We start from the raw sequence: 21,162 nt of genomic DNA on the forward strand, positions 1-21,162 counted from the left end.
ATGATACGCCGCCACCGTGATCGCCACCGTCACTGCATCGGGCGGTTATGGCCTCAGAAGCGGTAGCGGCCCTGCACGTAGAACGTGCGCGGCGCGGCCACCATGCGGCCGGCGTTGCCATCAACGTTGCGGGTGTACCAGCGCGTGTCGGCCAGGTTGTTCACGCCCAGCGCAATCTCGCTGTCGCCCAGGCCCGGCACCTGCCAGGCCACCTGCGCGTTCCACAGGCGCACGCCCGGCACGCGGCCCACGCGCGCATCGGCGGTTTCTTCCCAGGTGTTGGCGGCATCGGAGAACTGGCCGCTCTGGTGGGTGCTGGAGACATTGAAGGTCCAGCCGGCCAGCGCGTAGCGGGCGCCGACGCTGTCGGTGTCGCGCGAGTAGAACGGCACGTCCAGGCCACGGTTGTCACCCGACTGCTGGATCGCCTTGGTCCAGGTGTAGTTGGCGTACAGCTCCAACCCGGCCAGCGCACTGTCCTCGGCGAAGTGGTACTCCAGTGCACTCTCCACGCCCTTGTGGTCGGTGGCGCCGATGTTCTGGAAGGTCGGCGGGGTGATTCCCGGCACCTGCAGGATCTGGTTGTCGAAGCGCATCTTGAACACGGTCACTTCCGCGCGCAGTGCGCCGTCCTGCCAGCGTGCACCCAGTTCGGTGGTCCTGGCGATTTCCGGGTTCAGCGGGTTGCTGGCGGTCTGCGAATTCAGCTGGATGTTCTGCACCGGCCCGAACGAGGTGGTGTAGTTGCCGAACACGGTCAGCTGCGGGGTCAGCAGGTAGGCGATGTTGAGCGAGGGCAGCGCCTTGTCGTTGCGGCGGCTGAAGGTCGCCGCACCACCGGCCTGGCGGCGGTCCATGTCGATCCATTCCATCCGCACGCCCGGGGTGATCCGCCACTGGCCGATCGCGATGCGGTCGTCGATGTAGAACGCATGCGCATCGGTGGCGTTGTCGAAGCGGGTGGTGGCGCTGGCCACGCCGGTGCGGCGGGTGACGGTGTAGCTGCGGTCGTTGCCGCGCTCGCGCAGGAAGCGATAGCCCGCGGTGATGTCATGCACCGTGCTGCCCCAATGCAGGCGCTGGGTGTAGCGCGGCTCGATGCCGAGCACGCGGTAGTCGCGCGGCTGCACGGTCAGCTGGGTATTGGCGGCGTTGATCAGCGAGCTGGCTCGGCTGCTTTCGTTGTAATAGGCCAGTACCTCGAACTCGCTGTTGGCCGACAGCGTGTTGGTGTAGCCCAGGTCGACGCCGGTGCGGTGGCCCTTCCAGAAATCGGTGGGGCGGGTGTTCTGGAACGGATCGGCCTCGTACTGGGTGCGGGTCAGGCCGCCCGGGGTCAGCGAGCGCACATCGTAGTAGGACAGCTTGGCGCGCAGTTCCTGCTGCGCATCGATGGCGTAGGCGAACTTCAGCGCGAGATCATTGAAGCGGTCATCGCTGCCCCGGCGCCAGCCGCGACCATCCTGGCCGGAGTACAGCAGGGCCGCGCCCAGGCCATTGTCGCCGGTACCGCCGAGGAAGGCGTTGTACTGGGTGCTGTCACCGCCGCCATGGTCGTAGGCGGTGTAGCGCATGCCGGCTTCGCCGTGCAGGCCGGCCTCGGTGGGAATGGAGCGGGTGCTGAAGTTGATGATGCCGCCCACGTTCTGCGGCCCGTAGCGCACCGCGCCGCCGCCGCGCACCACGTCGATCGACTCGATGTTGGACAGGCTGGTCGGCGCGAACGACAGCTGTGGCTGGCCATACGGCGCCACCGCCAGCGGCACGCCGTCCAACAGTACGGTCGAGCGCGGCGAGTAGCGCCCGGTGAGGCCGCGCACGCCGATGTTCAGCGACACCGAACTGCCCGCGGTGCCGGAGTTGTCGGTGACCTGCACGCCGGGGATGCGGCGCATCGCATCGCCGAGGCTGGCCGCGCCGCTGGCCTCGATGCGCTGGCGGTCGACCACGGTGCGCGCGCCGGCGAAGCTCTTCACGCTGTCATGCAGGCCGGTGCCCAGCCAGCTGCCCGAGACCTGGATGCTGTCCAGCGTGGTGGCGCCGTCCTGGGCGAAGGCGGTGGCGGCCGGGAGCAGGCACAGGGTGAGGGCGGCGGCCAGCGGCAGGCGGGCCGGTTGCAGGGCAGGGATGGGCATCGGTGCGGGCTGTGGAAGGCGGTAAATGAGAATTATTGCTGATTCCATTCGCCAATGGAATGCGCCGCCGGTTCACGTTGTCCCCCCAGTGGTAGAGTGGGCGATTGCTTCCTGACTCGCTGAGATCTGCCATGTCCCAAGCCGCCTTCTACCCCGTCGGAACCCCTGGCCAGCCGTGGGGAGCGGCGGAACGGGAGACGTGGCGTGGCCGCCAGCAGCGCCTGCGTCGCTATGACGAGGAAGTGCTGCCGCGCATCGAGGCGCTGGCCCCGCGCTTCGACAAGGTGGCCTATGGCCAGCTCGACTACGCTGGCGAGACCTACACCCTGTTTGCCCTGCGCAGCCGCGATTGGAACCCGGCGCTGCCGGCTGCCCTGGTTACCGGTGGCGTGCACGGTTATGAGACCAGCGGCGTGATGGGCGCGCTGGAATTCCTCGAAAAGCACGCCGCCGACTACGCCGGCAAGGCCAATCTGCTGGTGGCACCGTGCGTGAATCCGTGGGGCTTCGAGCGCATCAACCGCTGGAACTTCGATGCGATCGACCCGAACCGCAACTTCCGCGCCGACGGCCCGGCGCGTGAATCAACGGCGGTGATCGATCTGATCGCGCCGTACAAGGGCCAGTTCGCGCTGCACATCGACCTGCACGAGACCACCGACAGCGACGAGAGCGAGTTCCGCCCGGCGTTGGCCGCGCGTGACGGCAAGCCGTTCGAACCGGGCCTGATCCCCGATGGCTTCTACCTGGTGGATGACAGCGAGAACCCGCAGCCGGCCTTCCAGCAGGCGGTGATCGCCGCGGTGGAGAAGGTCACCCACATCGCGCCGGCTGACGACAAGGGCGAGATCATCGGTTCGCCGCTTGTGGCCCACGGCGTGATCGAATATCCGCTGGTGAAGCTGGGCCTGTGCGCCGGCATCACCGGCGCGAAGTACACCACCACCACCGAGGTCTACCCGGACAGCCCGCGGGCAACCCCGCAGCAGTGCAACGACGCCCAGGTGGTGGCGGTGTGCGCGGCACTGGATTACGCGCTCGCCCATCGTTGACCGGTAGTGCCGGCCGCTGGCCGGCAACTGAAAAAGGGGACGGAGGGGATTAAGTCGTTTGTGGCACAAACGACTTAATCCCCTCCGTCCCCTTTTTCGTATCACCCCAACGCGTCGGCCCACCACAGTGCGGCCGGTCCCGGCGGCGCGTCGCGGCGCCAGAGCAGGTCGCTGTGGATGCGCCGCGGCCAGCCGGGCAGCGTCAGTTCCACCAGTCGCCCGCGGTCATAACGTTGCACCAGTGCCCGCGGCAGCTCGGCCCAGCCGATGCCGTCCTCGGCCATCTCCATCACCATCAGATAGTCGGTGGCGGTCCAGGCCAGGCCGGTGACGATGTGGGATTGATCGACCTCCGCACTCAATCGCACCTGCCGGTGCCGCGCCAGCTGTGCGGCGCTGCGACGGCCGGCGCTGGCCAGTGGGTGCTCGCGCGCCACGTACACCGACAGTTCGCTGTGATGGGCCAACGGCCGGGCCATCAGGCCATCCGGATAGCTTTCCTGTTGCGGCAGCAGGCCCAGCGCGGCGCGGCCGCTGCCGACCAGCTCCAGCACGTCATCGCCTTCGGCATCCAGCCATTCCAGTTCGATCTCCGGGAATGCTTCGGCAAAGCGCTGCAGCACGCGCTGCTCCGGATCGAGCTGGTACACGTCGGAGAACACCACGGTCAGCCGCGCTTCGACCGGCGCGGCCAGGCGCACACTCAACTGCTGCAGGCGGGCATCGGCGGCGAGGATTTCCTGGGCATGGCCGAGCACCTGGCGCCCGGCCTCGGTCAACCGGGGGTAGCGCCCGCTGCGGTCGAACAGGCTCACCCCCAGGTCGGCCTCCAGATGGGCAATGGCGGTACTGACCGTTGACTGGGTCTTGCGCAGGCGGCGCGCCGCCGCCGAGAACGAGCCCAGCGCGGCGGCTTCCACGAAGGCCTGCAGGGATTCAGGGGAATAGGGCATTGATCCATCGCTCCTGTCGATGGGATCTATTTTGATACCACCGTAAAAGGCGATGATACTGGCCGTCGTCGCCCCTGTCTGCGGGGCGTTCCGGACCCTCCACGCATGCCGTGGACCCATTGAGGAGGCGGCGCGGTCCCCGCCCTGCAAGGAGCTTCACATGTCCCGTACTGTTCCCGCCCGTGGCGCGCTGGCCGCCTGGGCCTGCCTGACCGTGGCGATCATCGCCGAGGTGGTCGGCACCTCGTTCATGGCCCATGCCGCCCGCGACGGCGGCTGGAGCGGCTATCTGATCATGGCCGGCGCGTTGGCGCTGTCCTACTTCTTCCTGGCGCAGTCGGTGCGCCGCATTGCTGTGGGCGTGGCCTACGCGGTGTGGGAAGGCCTTGGCCTGACCCTGCTGACCGTGGTCGGCCTCACTGTGTTCGGCGAGAGCCTGTCGCTGCAGCAGCTGGCCGGCCTGATGCTGGCCGTGGCCGGCATCGTCTGCGTCACCCTCGGGGAGGCGCACTGATGAATACCCTGGCCCTGTTTTTCGTGATCTGCTCGGCGCTGATCGACGTCGCCGCCAACATGATGGTGGCCAAGTCGGAAGGTTTCCGTCGTTGGCGCTGGGGCGTCGGTGCGATCGTCCTGGTCTGGATCGCCTTCGCCCTGCTGGGCCAGGCCGTACGCTACATGGATCTGGCCACGGCCTATGCGATGTGGGGGGCGATCGGCGTGATCGGCACCGCCACCTGCGGCCGCCTGTTGTTCGGTAACCGCCTGCGGCCGATCGGCTGGGTCGGCATCGCCCTGGTCACGGCGGCGGTACTGCTGCTCAGCACCGCCAAGTAGCAGCACGCCCGGTCGCGAGCGGGGCGGCGATGATGCAGCGATTTGCGAAGTCGCCCGCGCTCATCGACACTGCGGTTTTCCACATGGAGTGCCCGCATGTTCAGCCACATCACCGTAGGAACGAACGACATGGATGCCGCGCGTCGCTTCTACGACGCCCTGTTCGCTGCGATGGCCGCGCGTGCGGGCGTATTCGACGAGAAGGGACGGCTGCTGTACTTCAAGGATGGACGGATGTTCGGTGTAACCGCGCCGATCGATGGGCAGCCAGCGTGCCATGCCAACGGTGGCACCATCGGTTTCAGTCTGGGCAGTGCAGAGGCCGTGCGTGCCTGGCAGGAAGCTGGAGTGGCTCACGGTGGTACCGCCATCGAAGATCCGCCCGGCGTCCGCAACATGTCCGGTCGGCAGGTGTTCCTGGCCTATCTGCGTGACCCGGATGGCAACAAGCTGTGTGCGGTGCATGTGATGTCGTGATCGGACAGGATGCGCGTGGCCGCGCCGCAGGCGGTGCGCGCGGCCCGCGCAAGCAAGGGTGCGTCGCAGCGCGCGCGTGATACCACGGAATGAGCGGACGGGCCTGCGACCACAGGCCGCAACTTCATGCTCTGTCCACTGCGGTTCAGCCAGAATCGGTCGGCTAACCCTTTGATCTACCGGAGAACGCCGCCCCATGGAAGTACTGGAGCCGCAACAATCCCCGGTGCGCACCCTTCGGCCTGTGTTCGCCTTCGCGGCGATCGTTGTCGTGGCGTTCGCGCTGTTCGTCAGCCTGTTCCCGCTCGGCGCGGGCCGCCTTCTGCTCAGGGCACAGGACTGGGCCGCCCTCAACGTCGGCTGGTACTACCTGCTGGCCATGACCCTGTACCTGGTGTTCGTGGTGGGCGTGGCGCTGTCCAAGTACGGTGGCATCAAGCTGGGTGCCGACCATGACGAGCCGGAGTTCAGTTACCTCTCATGGGCCGGCATGCTGTTCGCCGCAGGCATCAGCATCACCCTGTTCTTCTTCTGCGTATCCGAACCGCTGACCCACTACCTGCAGCCGCCGCAGGGCGATCCGGCCGCAGGCGAGGCTGGCGCGCGCCAGGCCATGCAGCTGCTGTTCCTGCACTGGGGCCTGCACGGCTGGGGCGTGTTCGCGCTGGCGGCGATGGCGATGGCCTACTTCGCCTATCGCCACAACCTGCCACTGGCCCTGCGCTCGGCGCTGTACCCGCTGATCGGCAAGCGCATCAATGGCCCGATCGGCTACACCGTGGATGCGCTGGGCATCGTCGCCACCGTATTCGGCATCGGTGCCGACATGGGCTTCGGCGTGCTGCACCTCAATGCCGGCCTCTCGCACCTGTTCGACATTCCGCACTCCAACCTGGTGCAGATCATCCTGGTGGTCAGCATGATGGGCGCGGCCGTGGCCGTGGCCGTGTCCGGCGTCGAGAAAGGCGTGCGCTGGATGGCCAACATCAACATGCTGCTGGCGATCGCGCTGGTGCTGTTCATGCTGTTCGCCGGGCCGACGCAGTACCTGTTCAGCACGCTGATGCAGAACCTGGGCGACTACCTGGGCAGCGTGGTCGGCAAGAGTTTCGATGTGTACGCCTATGGCGGCCGACCGGAATGGCTGGGCGGCTGGACGGTGTTCTACTGGGCCTGGTGGATCGGCTGGGCACCGTTCGTCGGCCTGTTCATCGCGCGCATCTCACGTGGCCGCACCATCCGCGAATTCGTGTTCGGGGTGCTGCTGATCCCGCTCGGCTTCACCCTGGCCTGGCTGTCGATCTTCGGCAACAGCGCATTGGACCAGGTGCTCCACCACGGCCAGCAGCAACTGGCGCAGCTGGCGGTGGATGACCCACCGACCGTGTTGTACGCACTGCTGGATGGCTACCCGTGGAGCCGCACGGTGATCGCGGTGACGGTGCTGGTGAGCTTCATCTTCTTCGTGACCTCCGCTGATTCGGGGGCGGTGGTGTTGTCCACGCTGTCGTCGCATGGTGGATCACCCGAAGACGATGGTCCGCGCTGGCTGCGCGTGTTCTGGGGCACAGTGATTGCGGTGCTGACCGCAGGGTTGTTGCTGGCCGGCAGCATCGATGCATTGAAATCGGCGGTGGTGCTGGCATCGCTGCCGTTCTCGGCGATCCTGCTGCTGATGATGTGGGGCCTGACCCGCGCGTTCAGTGACGAGTCGCACCGCAAGCGCGCGCTGCAGTACCGGCCCTCGCCGTTGATCGGAGACGATCGCCATCATCAGGGCTGGCGCCAGCGCCTGAGCCAGGCCATGCACTTCCCGGTGCGCGACCAGGTCTACCGCTTCATGGATGACACGGTGAAGCCGGCGATGGAGGCGGTGGCCGAGCAGCTGCGCGGGCAGGGCTGGGATGTATCCACCCGCTTCGAGGCTGGCGACATGGAGCTGACGGTGAACCACGGCGAGCAGCAGGACTTCCTGTACCGGGTGATCCTGAGCGGCTACCTGACCCCGTCGTTTGCCGCGCAGCAGCTGCGCAACCAGCGCTACTACCGCGCCGAGGTGCATCTGTTCGAAGGCAGCCAGGACTACGACCTGGTGGGCTACAGCCGCAAGCAGATCATCAACGACATCATCAGCCAGTACGAACGGCACCTGCAGTTCCTGCACCTGAGCAGGTGATGCGGTGGGTGCGGACCGTTGGTCCGCACACCCCTGTGGAGCCGAGCCCATGCTCGGCTTCCTGTTGCCGAAGAGCAGCCGAGCATGGTCTCGGCTCTACAGCTGGCCTATCAGAACCGGTAGCGCGCACCCAGCGAGACGAACTGTCCGCGCAGGTTGTACTGGCTGATGTCGAAGCCGTTGGAACCGCCAGCCGGATCGAACGGCGGATCCTTGTCGGTCAGGTTCAGCACCGACAGCGACAGCGTGGTATTCGGAATTCCCTCGTACGCCACGTAAAGGTCCAGCTGGTGATACGGCTTGACGCGGTCACGCAGCCCCGGATTGCTGGTCGCCGTCGCCACGCGCTGGTCGTAGCCGCTCACGTACTGCAGGCTCAGCGTGCTGCTCCAGTCGCCCACCGCCCAGTTCAATGAGGTGGTGCCGCGCGTACGCGGCAGTGCGCCGTGGCGGTTGTTGCCGGCGCCTTCGTACGGCGACTGGCCAGCTACCAGCGGCTGCTTGAAGCTCAGCAGGTGGGTCCAGCTGCCGGCCACGGTGAAGTTGCCCCAGCCGTCGGTACGGAAGGTGCGGCTGGCGTCCAGGTCCAGCCCCGAGGTGGTCAACTCGCCCTGGTTGGCATACTGGTTGGAGATGAACTGGATGCGTCCCTGCGCATCACGTTGCACGCGGCCCGGGAACAGGGTCGGGTTGTCGACGATGAACTGCGCGCTGTCCGGCTTGACCAGGTTGTCCTGCTCGATGCGGTACCAGTCCAGGCCGATGCTGGTATCACCATCCGGAGACCACACCGCACCCACGTTGAAGTTGCGCGAGCGTTCGGCCTTCAGGTCGGGGTTGCCGGTACGGATGTTGGTGACGCCACGGCTGCCGCCGGGTTGCAGCGGATCCAGCGGATCGATCACCGAGCCGTAGCTGACGGTCTGGCCCGGCGCGATTTCCGGCAGCGACGGTGCACGGAAGCCGCGCGAGAACGAGCCGCGCAGCAGCAGGCTGTCCAGTGGCTGCCAGCGCAGCGCCACCTTCGGCGAGAACGCCTTGCCGAAGTCGTCGTAGTGGTCGCCACGGCCGGCCACCTGCAGTTCCAGCGTGCGGTGCAGAGGTACGCTCAGTTCGGCATAGGCGGCGCTGACCTGGCGTTCGCCGTTGACCACGTTGATCGCCGGGCGCAGTTCGGTGCCCGACAGCACCTGTGCACTGGTGCGCGCATCCAGCGACTCCTTGCGGAACTCGGCGCCCCAGGCGAAGCCGACCGCACCGGCCGGCAGCTCCCACAGCGAGGTCGAGGCCTTCACGTTCAAGGAGTGCAGCCTGTACCAGCCCGGGCGCTTGGTCTGCAGGCGCAGTGCATCCAGCGCGCCCGGCGTGGCGGACGGGTTGAGGAAGTTGTAGCTTCCGTCGCGCAGGATCTGTTCGAACGCATAGCGGTTGACGAAATTGTCGACGTACTCGCGCTGCGCACTTTGCGAGGTCAGCGCCGCGACTTCCCAGTCCCAGCGTTCACCGCTGCCGCGCACGCCGGCCAGGGCACGGTAGAACACCTGCGTGTTGTCCTTCAGGCGCGGGCCGAGATCGAAGAAGGTGTACTCGAACGGCAGCGGCGTGCTGCCCGGGTTGTTCGGGTGGCCGACCGGCAGCACCGCCGGCACGTCAATCAGCGTGCCGGTGGCCGGGTTGTACGCGCGCAGGCCGGGGCCGACGGTCAGCGGCGCGCTGAAGATCTGGTCGGCCTTGTTGTGGCTGTACAGCACATCGGCGAAGGCCTCGACGCTGTCATTGAAGCGGTAGGTCGCGCTCAACGAGGCCTGCAGGCGCTCGGCGCCGGGTTGCAGGGTCTTGAACGGCTGCGCATTGAAGGCGCAGGCCTGGCCGGGCAGGGTACTGCCGAAGTCGCTGTACGGGCGCAGCTGGCTGCCCTCGGGGCAGTTGGCGAACGGCTGAGGTGCACGTGGGTTGGACAGCCAGTTGCCACCGGCGGTGGACCAGCCGGCCAGGCGTCCGCCGGGCTTGTCGCGGAAATCGCCGCTGCGGGTATAGGCGCGCTGGTCGGCGTCGAGGCGATCGCGCTTGAGCAGGTCCAAGCCGAACAGCACGTTCCAGCCCTGCTGCTCCAGGTCGCCGAAGCCGGCCAACAGGTTGGCCTTGCGTTCGTTCAAGCCGCCCTGGGTGGCGGTACCGAAGCCGCCACCGACTTCCACGCCCTGGAAGTTCCTGCGCAGGATGATGTTGATGACCCCGGCGATGGCATCGGAACCGTACACCGCCGAGGCGCCGTCCTTGAGCACTTCGATGCGCTCGACCGCGCTGATCGGCAACGCGTTGAGGTCGACGAAAGTGTCCTGGGTATTGAGTGCGAAGCCGAAGTTGGACACGCGGTAGCCGTTGACCAGCACCAGCGTGTTCTTCGGTGACAGGCCACGCAGGCCGATCGAGGCAGAGCCAGCGGCGAAGCTGCCCGTGTACTGCTCGTCGAAGCTGTTGCCGGCATTGGCCGACAGATTGCGCAGCACGTCGGTGAGTGTTGAACGACCGGTCTGCTCGATCTGTTCGCGGCTGACGATCTGCACCGGGTTCGGCCCGGCGGTATCGCTGCGCTTGATGTTGGAGCCGGTCACCAGCACGGCGCCGAGGGTGGTGCTGTCCTTGCCGGCATCAGTGGTTTCAGAGGCGCTGGCGGTGCCAGCAGTGAGGCCCAGCGCGATCGCGCCGGCAAGCAGGTTCAGGGTGGTGCGGTACATGGAAGCGGCAACGCCGAACGGGGGAGGAGCCGTCAGTACCGCATGCAGGTACCTGCGCCTTCCAATGACGAAAGCGCATTCAGTTATACATCACAGGTTCTTAACGAAAGTAAGCGCTCTCGGCGGCGCGGTCTATGCTTCGGTGGGTGCGGACCGATCTTTGGTGGGTGCGGACCGTTGGTCCGCACGCCCCTGTAGAGCCGAGCCAACGCTCGGCTCCACACACTGGCCGGAAAGCAGCCGAGCATGGCTCGGCTCTACAGAACGCAATGTCAGACGATCACGGCCGCAGCAGCACCTTGCCGTTACGGCCCGAACCGGCGCCCGCCTTCGCCGCTTGGGCGATATCGTCCAGCGCGAAGATCTGCTCCACCGGCAAGGTCAGTTCGCCGCTGGCCGCGCGCTTGAGCAGCTCGCCGACCAGCCGGCGCTTGTCCTCCACCGCCATCGCCTGGCTGACCTTGCTGCCCCAGAAGCCCTTCACCGTGGCCTCTTTGTAGATCAGGCCGCCGGCGGGAATGTGCATCGGTTCGCCACTCATCACACCGAACGACACCAGCGTGCCGTGGTGGCCGAGCAGGTCGACCAGATCGCCACTGGCGTCGCCGCCGATGGAATCCACTGCGGCCGCGGCCTGTGCTTCGCCGGTCGCCTCACGCACGCGATCCTTCCAGCCGTCCACCGAGGTGTCGAATACATGATCGATGCCCAGCGCCTGCAACTGCGCTACGGCCGCGGCATTGCGCACCAGGTTGGCCACGTGCACGCCGCGCGCCTTTGCCAGCATCGCCAGCGACTTGCCGACCGCGCCGTTGGCGGTGTTCTGCACGATCCACTGGCCTGCTTGGACGTGCAGGAATTCCAGCAGCATCAGCGCGCTCAGCGGCATCGCGATCAACTGTGCGGCCATCTCGTCCGGGATCGCCTCCGGCATCGGAATCACCATGCGTGCCGGTGCGACGAAGGCCTCGGCCCAGGTGCCGTGCACCGAGGCGGCGGCTACCCGCTGGCCGATCTGCAGGCCGTCCACGCCATCGCCGAGTGCATCGACCACGCCCAGTGCTTCACTGCCACCGATCGCCGGCAATGTCGGCTTGTACCCGTAGAGGCCACGCACGGTCAGCAGGTCGTGGTTGTGGATCGAGGCCAGCACGGTGCGGATGCGCACCTCGCCGGGGCCGGGCTCGGGCAGGGCGGCATCGGCAATGGCGAGGACGTCGGCCGGGTTGCCGAAGGAGGAGTACTGGGCAGCGCGCATGGGGCGGTGTTCCGGGGAAAGTGGATGTTGTACCGAACTGGGGACGCAGGGCATGTCGACAAGGCGTCGCCGCTGCAACACGGCATCCTGCGACTGATCGTCGCGGCATGTCGTGATTACCGCATCTTGTGTTGACGGTGCGCGTCATCCCCACTATGTTGTGGCTGTCACTCCCGGTCAGCCGCCGCCGCCGGACATGCAGCAAACGTCCCGCGGCCCGCCCCTGAAGGCTTGCCGTGTCGACGCGGCCGCCATCGTGCGGACGCAGGTCGCCCCCCACGGCCCGGATACCGGCCGCAGGCGCAGGCAGATGCCGACGACCTACGTTCCCGCACCCTGGCAATCCACCCGTTCGCCCCGTGCGCCGGTATCGCGTCCAGGGCCGCCATGGCATCGACCGCCAATGCGCGTGCGAGCCTGGAGTTTCACCACCATGACCGACAGTACCTTCCGCGTGGCCGATCCGGCCGGCGCTGGCGACGCCTTGCGCGCCGGTGGCGAGCGCGTACCGACCTGGATCACCAAGGAGGCCGGCAACCGCCGCCTGCCGTTCGACGCCGAGCGCCTGCAGCGAAGCATCGATGCCGTGCATGCCGAGTTCCCGCAGCTGGATGTGAGCGACTACCGCCGCGTGGTGCAGGCAATGGTCGAGCGCAAGCCCAGCATCAGCGCCGATGACCTGGTCGATCTGTTGATCCGCGAGGCCGAATCGCGGGTGGACCTGGTCGCGCCCGAGTGGGAACAGTTCGCCGCGCGCATCTACCTGCGCCGCCTGTACAAGCGTGCCAGCCGCAACCGCTTCTACGATGTCAGCCTGAAGTACGGCTCCTACGTGGGCCTGCAGGAAAGCCTCGCCGATCGTGGCATCTACAGCAACGACATCCTGCGCTGCTATTCGAAGGAAGAGCTGCAGCAGGCCGGTGAGATGATCGATCCGGAACGCGACCGCCTGTTCGCCTACAACGGCCTGTACCTGCTGGCCACGCGCTATCTGGCCAGCGACCGCAGCCGCGAGGTCTATGAACTGCCGCAGGAGCGCTGGCTGACCATTGCGCTGTACCTGATGCAGGAGGAAAAGCCGCGCGAACGCCGCATGCAGCTGGTTGGCGAGGCGTACTGGGCGCTGTCCAACCTGTACATGACCGTGGCCACGCCGACGCTGGCCAATGCCGGCAAGGTGGGCGGCCAGCTGTCCAGCTGCTTCATCGACACGGTGGACGACAGCCTGCAGGGCATCTATGACTCCAACACCGATATCGCGCGCGTGTCCAAGCACGGCGGCGGCGTCGGTGCCTACCTGGGCTACGTGCGCAGCAGCGGCGCACCGATCCGTGGCGTGGCCAACTCCTCCGGCGGCGTGGTGCCGTGGATCAAGCAGCTCAACAACACGGCGGTGTCGGTTGATCAGCTTGGCCAGCGCAAGGGCGCAGTGGCGGTGTACCTGGACATCTGGCATCGCGACATCGAAGCCTTCATGGACCTGCGCCTGAACAACGGCGACCAGCGCCTGCGCGCGCACGATGTGTTCACCTCGGTGTGCGTACCCGACCTGTTCATGGAAGCGGTGGAACGCCGCGCCGACTGGTACCTGTTCGACCCGCACGAGGTGAAGCAGGCCAAGGGCTGGTACCTGCAGGACTTCTACGACGAGACGCGCGGCGCGGGCAGCTTCCGCGACCGCTACGCCGAACTCGTGGCGGACGAGCGCATCAGCCGCCGCACGGTGAAGGCCATCGACCTGTTCAAGCGGATCATGCTCAGCCAGCTGGAAACCGGCAACCCGTTCCTGTTCTACCGCGACGAGGTCAATCGCAGGAACCCGAACAAGCACGCGGGCATGATCTATTCCAGCAACCTGTGCACCGAGATCCTGCAGAACATGAGCCCGACGCGGATGATCCAGGAGATCGTCAGCGGCGACCAGATCGTCACCACGCGCCGTGCGGGCGACTTCGTGGTCTGCAACCTGTCCTCGATCAACCTCGGCCGGGCGATCAGTGCGCCGGATGACCTGCTGGCCACCGATGTGCTGGAGCGCCTGATCCCGATCCAGGTGCGCATGCTCGACAACGTGATCGACCTCAATGCGTTGCCGGTGCCGCAGGCCACGATCACCAACCGCAAGTACCGCGCCATCGGCCTGGGCACGTTCGGTTGGCACCACCTGCTGGCGCAGCAGGCGATCCAGTGGGAATCTCCGGATGCCGAAGTATTGGCCGACCATCTCTACGAACGCATCAACTTCCTGACCATCCAGGCCAGCGCGCAACTGGCGCAGGAGAAGGGCAGCTACCCGATGTTCGCCGGCAGCGATTGGCACAACGGACGCTATTTCAGTGACCGCGGCTACAGCGGCGCGGCCTGGGACAGCCTGGCCCGCGAGGTCGCCACGCACGGCCTGCGCAACGGCTGGTTGCTGGCCGTCGCGCCGAACATGAGCACCGCGCAGATTGCCGGTTCCACCGCATCGATCGACCCGATCTACAGCGCGTTCTACTACGAGGAAAAGAAGGACTTCCGGCGGCCGGTGGCGGCGCCGGGCCTGTCGCTGGAGACCTGGCCGTACTACGAGAAGGGCGCCTACAAGGTCGACCAGTTCGCCAGCGTGCGCCAGAACGCGCGCCGCCAGCGGCATGTCGACCAGTCGATCAGTTTCAACCTGTATGTGCCCAGCACCATCCGTGCGAGCACGCTGCTGGAGCTGCACCTGAGCGCCTGGCGCGAAGGCCTGAAGACCACCTACTACGTGCGCTCCAACGACATCGACATCAGCGAATGCGAGTGGTGCGCCAGTTGACCATCCACGGTAGCGCCGGGCCACGCCCGGCGAGCGCATCGCGCGGCCGTCGCACATTCCGCCGGGCATGGCCCGGCGCTACCCCCTGCAGGTAACACCATGGCAACCCCCCTTGATCGCATCAAGATACTCGAACCACGCCACCCCAACCGCAGCACCGGCATCATCAACGGCCAGACCAGCGGCATCCTCAACTGGAACGATATCCCGTACCCGTCGTTCTATCGGGCCTACAAGGAGCTGTCGACCAACTTCTGGATTCCCGACGAAGTGGACATGAAGCTGGATGCGCGCCAGTACGGCGAGCTGTCAGGGCGCGAAAAGAACGCCTACGATTCAATCATCGGCCTGCTGGCCACGCTGGATTCACCGCAGACGCGCTTCATCTACAACGTGGCCGAGTACATCACCGACCCGGCCGCGCATGCCAACGCAGCCATCATCGGCCAGCAGGAAGTGATCCACAACGAGAGCTACAGCTACGTGCTGGCCTCGATCACCGACCTGCCGAACCAGAACCGGATCTTCGAGATCGCCCGCACCCACCCGACCATCATCAAGCGCAATGCCCCGATCATGGGCGCGTATGACGATTTCATGCGCGAGAAGACCGCCGAGACCCTGCTCAAGTCGTTGATCCAGTCGTCGATCCTGGAGGGCATCAATTTCTATTCCGGGTTCGCGTACTTCTACAACATGGTGCGGCAGAACCGCATGAACGGTACCGGCAAGATCATCAGCTTCATCAATCGCGACGAGCTGGCGCATACCAAGTTCATCAGTGAGCTGATCCGCGCCATCATCGGCGAGAACCCGGAGCTGCAGACCAACGAGCTGACCGCCTATGTGCACCAGTCATTCGAACATGCCATCGAACTTGAGACGCAGTGGTCGTCAGAGGTGCTGGATGGCATCGATGGCATCGACGTGGACGAGATGGTGCGCTACGTGAAGTACCGCGCCAACAAGATGGCCGGCATGCTCGGCATCGAGCGCCTGTACAGCGACACCACCGACAACGTGATGCCTTGGATCAGGGCCTACGCCGACAACTTCACCGAGACCAAGACCGACTTCTTCGAGATGCGCAATGCAAGTTACAAGAAGACCAACGTCGACAACGGCTTCGACGACCTCTGAGCCCGGCACCGCGCTGAGCATCCTGATGGTGGTCGCCTCCTTGAGCGGCAACACCCGCGAGCTCGGCCGGCAGATCGCCGAGCGCTGCCGCGCCGCAGGTCATGCGGTGCACTGGCAGGAGGCCGACGACCTGCGGCAGGCGCCGCCGCTGGCTGCCGGCGAGGCTGACCTGGTGCTGCTGGGCTGCTGGACCGACAACGCCGGGCGCACGCCAGCGGAGATGAAGGCGTGGGTGGCTGGCATTGCCGAGCGCGGTCAGCAGCCACGCCAGCTGGCGGTGTTCGGCACCGGCGAAACGCAGTGGGGGCAGGAGTACTACTGTGGTGCCGTGCACCGGCTGATCCGCTATTTCCGCAGCGACTACCCGCCGCTGGAGATCGAACAGATGCCGCATGGCGAGCGTCATGCCGAAGCCATCGACGCCTGGACCGATGCGGTCCTGGCCCACTACTGGAGCAACCACGATGCAGATCATCGACGCCACCACGCCTGAGCAGTTCCAGCAGCTGCTGGCTGAGCACCCGCGGGTGCTGGTGGATTTCCACAAGGACCAGTGCCCCGGGTGCCGGATGCTGGAAGTGTCGCTGCACCGCGTGGCCAACAGCGTGGCGGGGCAGGGCACCACCTTGCTTCGCGTGCAGCTGGAAGTGCTGGGTGAGGCGTTCTTCAGGGAACTGGGGCTGCGGCAGACGCCGACGCTGTCCCTGTTCCGTGATGGTAACGAACGCACGCGCCTGGCCGGGTTCCAGTCGCCGCAGCAGATCGAGGCCGCGATCGCCCTGCATCTGTAGAGCCGAGCCATGCTCGGCTGCTTTCCGCGCGATGCGAGAAGCCATCCACGCATGGCGTGGATCTACCGGGGCAGGGTCCGTGGTTCGGCATCAGGCGCCGTTGAAGGTATCCACCAGCAGCTTCACGTTCAACACCACGATCACCAGCGCGATCACCCAGGCGATCGCGCCCAGCCAGCGCGGTGCCACCAGCGCCCCCATCGTCACCTTGTCGGTCACGATCCGCACCAGCGGGATGATCGCGAACGGCAGCTGCATTGACAACACCACCTGGCTCAGCACCAGCAGCTTCACCGCGCCCTGGTCGCCGAACAGCAGGATCACCACCACCACCGGAATGATCGCCAGTGCGCGGGTGATCAGCCGTCGCAGCCACGGCGGCATTCGCAGGTGCAGGAAACCTTCCATCACGATCTGGCCGGCCAGCGTCGCGGTCACCGTCGAGTTCAGGCCGGAGGCCAGCAACGCGATCGCAAACAACGTCGCCGCCGCGCCCACGCCCAGCATCGGCGCCAGCAGCTGGTGCGCCTGCTCGATGTCTTCCACGTCGAAACGACCATTGGCATGGAACACCGCCGCCGCCAGGATCAGGATGCTGGCGTTGATGAACAATGCGAGTGTCAACGCGAGAGTGCTATCGGTAACCGCCCAGCGCAGCGCACTGCGGCGGCCTTCATTGGTACGCGGGTAGGCGCGGGTCTGCACGATGGACGAATGCAGGTAGAGATTGTGCGGCATCACCGTGGCACCGATGATGCCGATCGCGATGTACAGCGCTTGCGGATCGGTCACCACCTGCGCGCGCGGAATGAAGCCGCCCAGCACCGCCATCACTGGCGGCGCAGCCATCGCGATCTGCACCACGAAGCAGGCGAAGATCACCATCAGCAGCGCGATCACGAAGGCTTCCAGCGCACGGAAGCCGCGGTTCATCAGCAGCAGAACCAACAGCGTATCCAGCGCAGTGATCACCGCGCCCCACAGCAGTGGCAGGTCGAACAGCAGCTTCAGCGCGATCGCGGTGCCGATCACCTCGGCCAGGTCGCAGGCGATGATCGCCGCCTCGCACAGCGCCCACAGCGCCAGGTTCACCGGCTTGGGGTAGCGGGCGCGGCAGGCCTGCGCCAGGTCCATGCCGGTGGCGATGCCGAGCCGCGCCGACAGCGCCTGCAGGATCACCGCCATCAGGTTGGAAATGAGGATGACCGACAGCAGCAGGTAGCCGAAGCGCGAACCGCCGGCGAGGTCGGTGGCCCAGTTGCCTGGATCCATGTATCCGACCGAGATCATGTAGCCCGGGCCAAGGAAGGCCAGCAGGCGGAACCACCAATGGCCTTTGTCGGGCACGGCGACCGAGGCGTTGAGCGCACCCAGGCTGGCCGGAGTGGAGGCCGAAGGGTCGCGGGGCGCCAGGGTGTTCATGGGTCCGAATATAGCTCCTGCTATAGTCAATAGCAACGTGAAACAATCGTCTTTATCGCGTTACTGGTCCAGAATTCAGGTTCAACACCGGATCACCCCGGAAGGACAGGCGCAGGCGTGGGCAAGACCGACGATTCGACATCGCTGAAAAGCACCCCCTTAATTGAGGCCGAGCGCCAGGTCGAGAGCTTCCGGCAAGTGCGCGAGGCGCACCGGATGGAACTGGTGGAGGACTATGTCGAGCTGATTTCGGACCTGCTGGCCGACGGCGGCGAGGCCCGCCAGGTCGACATTGCCACGCGCCTGGGTGTGGCCCAGCCCACCGTGGCGAAGATGCTGCGGCGCTTGGCCCGTGATGGTTGGGTGGTGCAGCGGCCGTACCGCGGCGTGTTCCTGACCCCGGAAGGCGAGGCGCTGGCCCATGCCAGCCGCCAGCGGCACCAGACCGTGGAGCGTTTCCTGCTGGCGCTGGGCGTGGACGCAGACACCGCGCGGCGCGATGCGGAGGGCATCGAGCACCATGTCAGCGAACAGACGCTGGCGTTGTTCGAGGCATTCGTGCGCAAGGCCGAGGGCGAGGCGCCGTAACGGTAGCGCCGGGCCATGCCCGGCGGGCGCGTCGCCACCTTCATGGCTTTCGCCGGGCATGGCCCGGCGCTACCGTGGTTGGATGGCGCCGTTGGGGCAACGGGCCTGCGCTTGCGCGCACGCGCGTTTCGTCCATTCCTTCAACACTGGCTGCAGGCCTTCATAGCGCCGGCCCTGCCATCCGTTGGCCAGCACCTTCCCATCCGCATCGATCAGCACCAGGTTGGGTGGTCCCAGCCCGGCCAGTGCCTGCAGTGCGGGCATGCGCGCGGCGCGGCGCGGGTCCAGTACCGGCCACGGCATGTCCTGCGCGTGCATGTAGCGCCGCAATGCAGCCTCGCTCTCATCCAGGCTGACGTACACCACTTCGGTATCGGCGCCGGCCTCGCGCAACGCGTCGCGCACACTGCGCAGCGTGGGTACGAAGGCATGGCACGGTGCACACCAGTCGGCGCCGAAGTACAGCGCCACCAGCTTCGGCGGCGGCGACCATTGCATGGGCCGCAGTGATCGCTGTTCTGGCCGCATCAACGAGGCGGCGACCTGCGCGTGCAAGTCTGCCGCCATCGCTGGTACGGCCAGCAGGAGCGCGCCGGTCAGCAACAGCGTCCGCAGTGCTTCAGAACGCATAGCGCAGGTTGACGTACCACGAACGTGCAAAGCGCGGCCCGTAGACATAGTCGCTGTCACGCAGCGCGCCCACTTCCAGATCTTTCTGGCGCTGGTCGAATACGTTCTTGACGCCCGCAGCTACCGACACTTCCTGCTGCGCCTGCGCGCCCAGATGTCGGTGCCAGCGAGCACCAAGATCGGTGACCAGGAACGAGCGTGTGCGGTGCAGCTCGCCCAACCGGTTGTTCAGCACCGACATCGGCCCGGTATGGCGCAGCGCGATGAAGGTTTCCCACGGTTCGGCCGGCATCCAGCTGAGCTGCGCCAGGCCGGTCCAGCGGGGTGTCTTCAGGTAATCGCGGCTTTCGATCACGGTGTCGCCACCGTCGCCACTGTCGTCGAAGATGCGTTGCGGCTCGCGGAAGCGCGAGCGGTACCATGAGGCACCTGCGGTCAGGCGCCACTGCGGCGAGGGTTGCCAGCCGAGGTTGGTTTCCGCCCCCAGCACGTTGGAGCCGGAGGCGTTGTAGCGCAGCTGGCTCAGCTGGCCGTCATCGCCGCGCTGGATCTCGCCCAGCGCGAAGGTGTCGCGGATGCGTGCATAGGAGGCGGTGGCATCCCAGCTCCACACCGGATTGGCCGGGTCCGAACGCCAGTCGAAGCCGAACAGGGTGGTCAACGCGCGTTCCTCTTTCAGACCGTCCGTGTTGCGCACGCGCACCTGTTCGCCGCCCAGCGTATCGACGTGCACATCCTCGACGAAGATCTCCGGCGCACGGAAGCCGGTGGCGATACCGGCGCGCCACTTCAGGTTCGGCGTGGCCTGCCAGGCCAGCGCGATGCGTGGTGAGAACACCGCGTTGTCCAGCTCCGAGCTCTTGTCCACGCGTGCGCCCAGCACCAGGTCGACGTTGTCGCGCAGGCTCCACTCGTCCTGGATGAAGGCGCCCAGGTTGTGGAAGGTCGCATCCTCCAGTACCGCAAGACGCTGCCCGTCACCGGTACGGTTGTCGTCGCGCAGCGCCTCGTGCTTGTACTGCACACCGAAGGCCAGTGCATGCGCGCCCAGCCGCCAGTTCAACTGGCTGTCGATGTAGTGCAGCGGGTTGTGGGTGTGGCCGTACTGGCGCCATGAACGCGAGGCCGCGCTGCCGGCCAGGTTGCGGTCAAGCTGCAACGGGTCATGGCCGGGCGCCGAGGGATCGGTGACCACGTCGCCCAGGCCGCCGTAGAAGCTGTCGCGGTCGATGTCGGCGAAGGCGTAGGCCAGGCGGAAATCGACGTCAGCGGTGATCTCCTGGTCCCACGACACACTGCCGCGGCGGTATTTCGTATCCAGCGATTCGGCGATGTTGGCCAGGTACTCTGGCTGGTCCAGGCGATTGCCGCCGCGGCGGGTTTCATCGGTCACCTGCAGGTCCAGGCGCAGCCGCGTGCCCGGCGTGGGCGCGTACCAGGCCTGCAGCCCGCCGACCTTGAGGTTCTTGCGGGTGATCTCGGTGTAGCCGTCACCGTTGTAGTCGATGCCACTGTTCCAGTTGCGCTGGGCAATCACCGACAGACCGGCGTCTGCGTCCTTGGCGACCAGGTCCAGTCGAACGTCGGCGTTCTTCTGAGGTGTACCCTCCAGCACATCCACGCCGGCCTGCACATGGCCACCGCTGCGCGCCGGCAGCGGCGGAATCAGGTTGATCACACCGGCAACCGCGCCCGGTCCGTACAGCGCCGAGCCACCGCCCTTGACCACTTCGATGCGGTCGACGAACCCGGCCGGGATCTGTTCCAGGCCGTACACGCTGCCCAGCGTGGACAGCAGCGGGATGCCATCGAACAGGAGCTGGTTGTAGGCGCCGGGCAGGCCCAGCAGCTGTACTTCGCTGGTGTTGCAGTTCTGGCAGTTGCTCTCCACGCGCAGGCCGTTGATCAGCTCGGCGGCGCGCGAGAAGTCGGTGGCGGCGCGCAGCGCGATGTCTTCCTTGCGCAGCACTTCCGTGCGGATCGGCACGTCCGACAGCAGGCGTTCACTGCGTGTGGCGGTGCTGACCTTGACCTGCACACGGTCCAGTTCGGTCGGTTTCGGAGTGTCAGCCAGTGCAGGCAGCGGCAGGATCAGGGCAATGGCGGCGGCCAGCGGCAACCTTCGGAAGCGGTGGGGGATAGAGCACATGAGGGCGTCGTCCTTGGGG

At 66.3% G+C, this 21,162-nt stretch carries 17 protein-coding genes; 10 read left to right on the forward strand and 7 right to left on the reverse strand.

The window, feature by feature from the left end; genetic code table 11:
- Positions 1 to 53: 53 nt before the first annotated feature.
- Positions 54 to 2,135, reverse strand: a complete 2,082-nt coding sequence (locus AC5P74_RS06490; protein ID WP_346607826.1) for a TonB-dependent receptor family protein — start codon at positions 2,133 to 2,135, stop codon at positions 54 to 56.
- Positions 2,136 to 2,266: 131 nt separating this feature from the next.
- On the opposite strand from AC5P74_RS06490, the gene AC5P74_RS06495 reads away from it, so the two are divergent.
- A complete protein-coding gene (locus AC5P74_RS06495; RefSeq protein WP_346607827.1) occupies positions 2,267 to 3,187 on the forward strand; it encodes a M14 family metallopeptidase in 921 nt (306 codons plus the stop codon).
- Between the two features lie 101 nt (positions 3,188 to 3,288).
- Here AC5P74_RS06495 and AC5P74_RS06500 read toward each other — a convergent pair whose 3' ends face one another.
- Positions 3,289 to 4,140, reverse strand: coding sequence for a LysR family transcriptional regulator (locus tag AC5P74_RS06500; RefSeq protein WP_005416961.1), 852 nt, complete (start codon positions 4,138 to 4,140; stop codon positions 3,289 to 3,291).
- 160 nt (positions 4,141 to 4,300) lie between these two features.
- Here AC5P74_RS06500 and AC5P74_RS06505 point away from each other — a divergent pair, with 160 nt between their 5' ends.
- From AC5P74_RS06505 to betT, 4 genes are all read left to right on the forward strand, one after another.
- Positions 4,301 to 4,654 carry an SMR family transporter gene (locus AC5P74_RS06505; RefSeq protein WP_005416959.1) on the forward strand — a complete coding sequence of 118 codons (354 nt, stop codon included), beginning with the start codon at positions 4,301 to 4,303 and terminating at the stop codon, positions 4,652 to 4,654.
- A complete protein-coding gene (locus AC5P74_RS06510; RefSeq protein ID WP_069138327.1) occupies positions 4,654 to 4,977 on the forward strand; it encodes a DMT family transporter in 324 nt (107 codons plus the stop codon). The genes AC5P74_RS06505 and AC5P74_RS06510 overlap by 1 nt, the downstream gene beginning before the upstream one ends.
- Before the next feature lie 96 nt (positions 4,978 to 5,073).
- On the forward strand, positions 5,074 to 5,454 hold the full coding sequence (locus AC5P74_RS06515) for a VOC family protein (protein ID WP_021204273.1): 381 nt from the start codon (positions 5,074 to 5,076) through the stop codon (positions 5,452 to 5,454).
- Positions 5,455 to 5,650: 196 nt separating this feature from the next.
- Positions 5,651 to 7,630, forward strand: coding sequence for a choline BCCT transporter BetT (betT, locus tag AC5P74_RS06520; RefSeq protein WP_053500102.1), 1,980 nt, complete (start codon positions 5,651 to 5,653; stop codon positions 7,628 to 7,630).
- 110 nt (positions 7,631 to 7,740) lie between these two features.
- Here betT and AC5P74_RS06525 read toward each other — a convergent pair whose 3' ends face one another.
- Together AC5P74_RS06525 and AC5P74_RS06530 are read right to left on the reverse strand one after the other, a co-directional pair.
- The gene (locus tag AC5P74_RS06525; protein ID WP_495204811.1) at positions 7,741 to 10,368 is read right to left on the reverse strand and encodes a TonB-dependent receptor; all 2,628 of its coding nucleotides are present in this window, start codon (positions 10,366 to 10,368) and stop codon (positions 7,741 to 7,743) included.
- Between the two features lie 280 nt (positions 10,369 to 10,648).
- Positions 10,649 to 11,626: a zinc-binding dehydrogenase gene (locus tag AC5P74_RS06530; RefSeq protein WP_065179191.1), complete on the reverse strand. Its 978-nt coding sequence runs from the start codon at positions 11,624 to 11,626 to the stop codon at positions 10,649 to 10,651.
- Between the two features lie 433 nt (positions 11,627 to 12,059).
- On the opposite strand from AC5P74_RS06530, the gene AC5P74_RS06535 reads away from it, so the two are divergent.
- The 4 genes from AC5P74_RS06535 to AC5P74_RS06550 all read left to right on the forward strand — a co-directional run bounded on the left by AC5P74_RS06535 (position 12,060) and on the right by AC5P74_RS06550 (position 16,354).
- A complete protein-coding gene (locus AC5P74_RS06535) occupies positions 12,060 to 14,423 on the forward strand; it encodes a ribonucleoside-diphosphate reductase subunit alpha (RefSeq protein WP_053500920.1) in 2,364 nt (787 codons plus the stop codon).
- Between the two features lie 99 nt (positions 14,424 to 14,522).
- Entirely contained in the window at positions 14,523 to 15,563 is a 1,041-nt protein-coding gene (locus AC5P74_RS06540) for a ribonucleotide-diphosphate reductase subunit beta (protein ID WP_005416944.1), read from the forward strand.
- A 25-nt stretch (positions 15,564 to 15,588) separates the two neighbouring features.
- Positions 15,589 to 16,056 carry a flavodoxin gene (locus AC5P74_RS06545; protein ID WP_080375118.1) on the forward strand — a complete coding sequence of 156 codons (468 nt, stop codon included), beginning with the start codon at positions 15,589 to 15,591 and terminating at the stop codon, positions 16,054 to 16,056.
- Positions 16,028 to 16,354, forward strand: a complete 327-nt coding sequence (locus tag AC5P74_RS06550; RefSeq protein WP_005416939.1) for a thioredoxin family protein — start codon at positions 16,028 to 16,030, stop codon at positions 16,352 to 16,354. The genes AC5P74_RS06545 and AC5P74_RS06550 overlap by 29 nt, the downstream gene beginning before the upstream one ends.
- Positions 16,355 to 16,444: 90 nt before the next feature.
- Here the strand turns inward: AC5P74_RS06550 and AC5P74_RS06555 are convergent, their stop codons facing one another.
- The gene (locus AC5P74_RS06555; protein ID WP_346608040.1) at positions 16,445 to 17,776 is read right to left on the reverse strand and encodes an Nramp family divalent metal transporter; all 1,332 of its coding nucleotides are present in this window, start codon (positions 17,774 to 17,776) and stop codon (positions 16,445 to 16,447) included.
- Positions 17,777 to 17,893: 117 nt separating this feature from the next.
- Here AC5P74_RS06555 and mntR point away from each other — a divergent pair, with 117 nt between their 5' ends.
- Positions 17,894 to 18,364, forward strand: a complete 471-nt coding sequence (gene mntR, locus AC5P74_RS06560) for a manganese-binding transcriptional regulator MntR (protein ID WP_014647435.1) — start codon at positions 17,894 to 17,896, stop codon at positions 18,362 to 18,364.
- A 69-nt stretch (positions 18,365 to 18,433) separates the two neighbouring features.
- Here the strand turns inward: mntR and AC5P74_RS06565 are convergent, their stop codons facing one another.
- Both AC5P74_RS06565 and AC5P74_RS06570 read right to left on the reverse strand, forming a co-directional pair.
- Positions 18,434 to 18,994, reverse strand: coding sequence for a thioredoxin-like domain-containing protein (locus tag AC5P74_RS06565; RefSeq protein ID WP_346608039.1), 561 nt, complete (start codon positions 18,992 to 18,994; stop codon positions 18,434 to 18,436).
- Positions 18,984 to 21,143, reverse strand: coding sequence for a TonB-dependent receptor plug domain-containing protein (locus AC5P74_RS06570; RefSeq protein ID WP_346608038.1), 2,160 nt, complete (start codon positions 21,141 to 21,143; stop codon positions 18,984 to 18,986). Before AC5P74_RS06570 ends, AC5P74_RS06565 begins: the two co-directional genes overlap by 11 nt.
- Between the last annotated feature and the right edge of the window lie 19 nt (positions 21,144 to 21,162).

It is taken from the genome of Stenotrophomonas sp. YJH_SMC_94-11, from assembly GCF_059370435.1.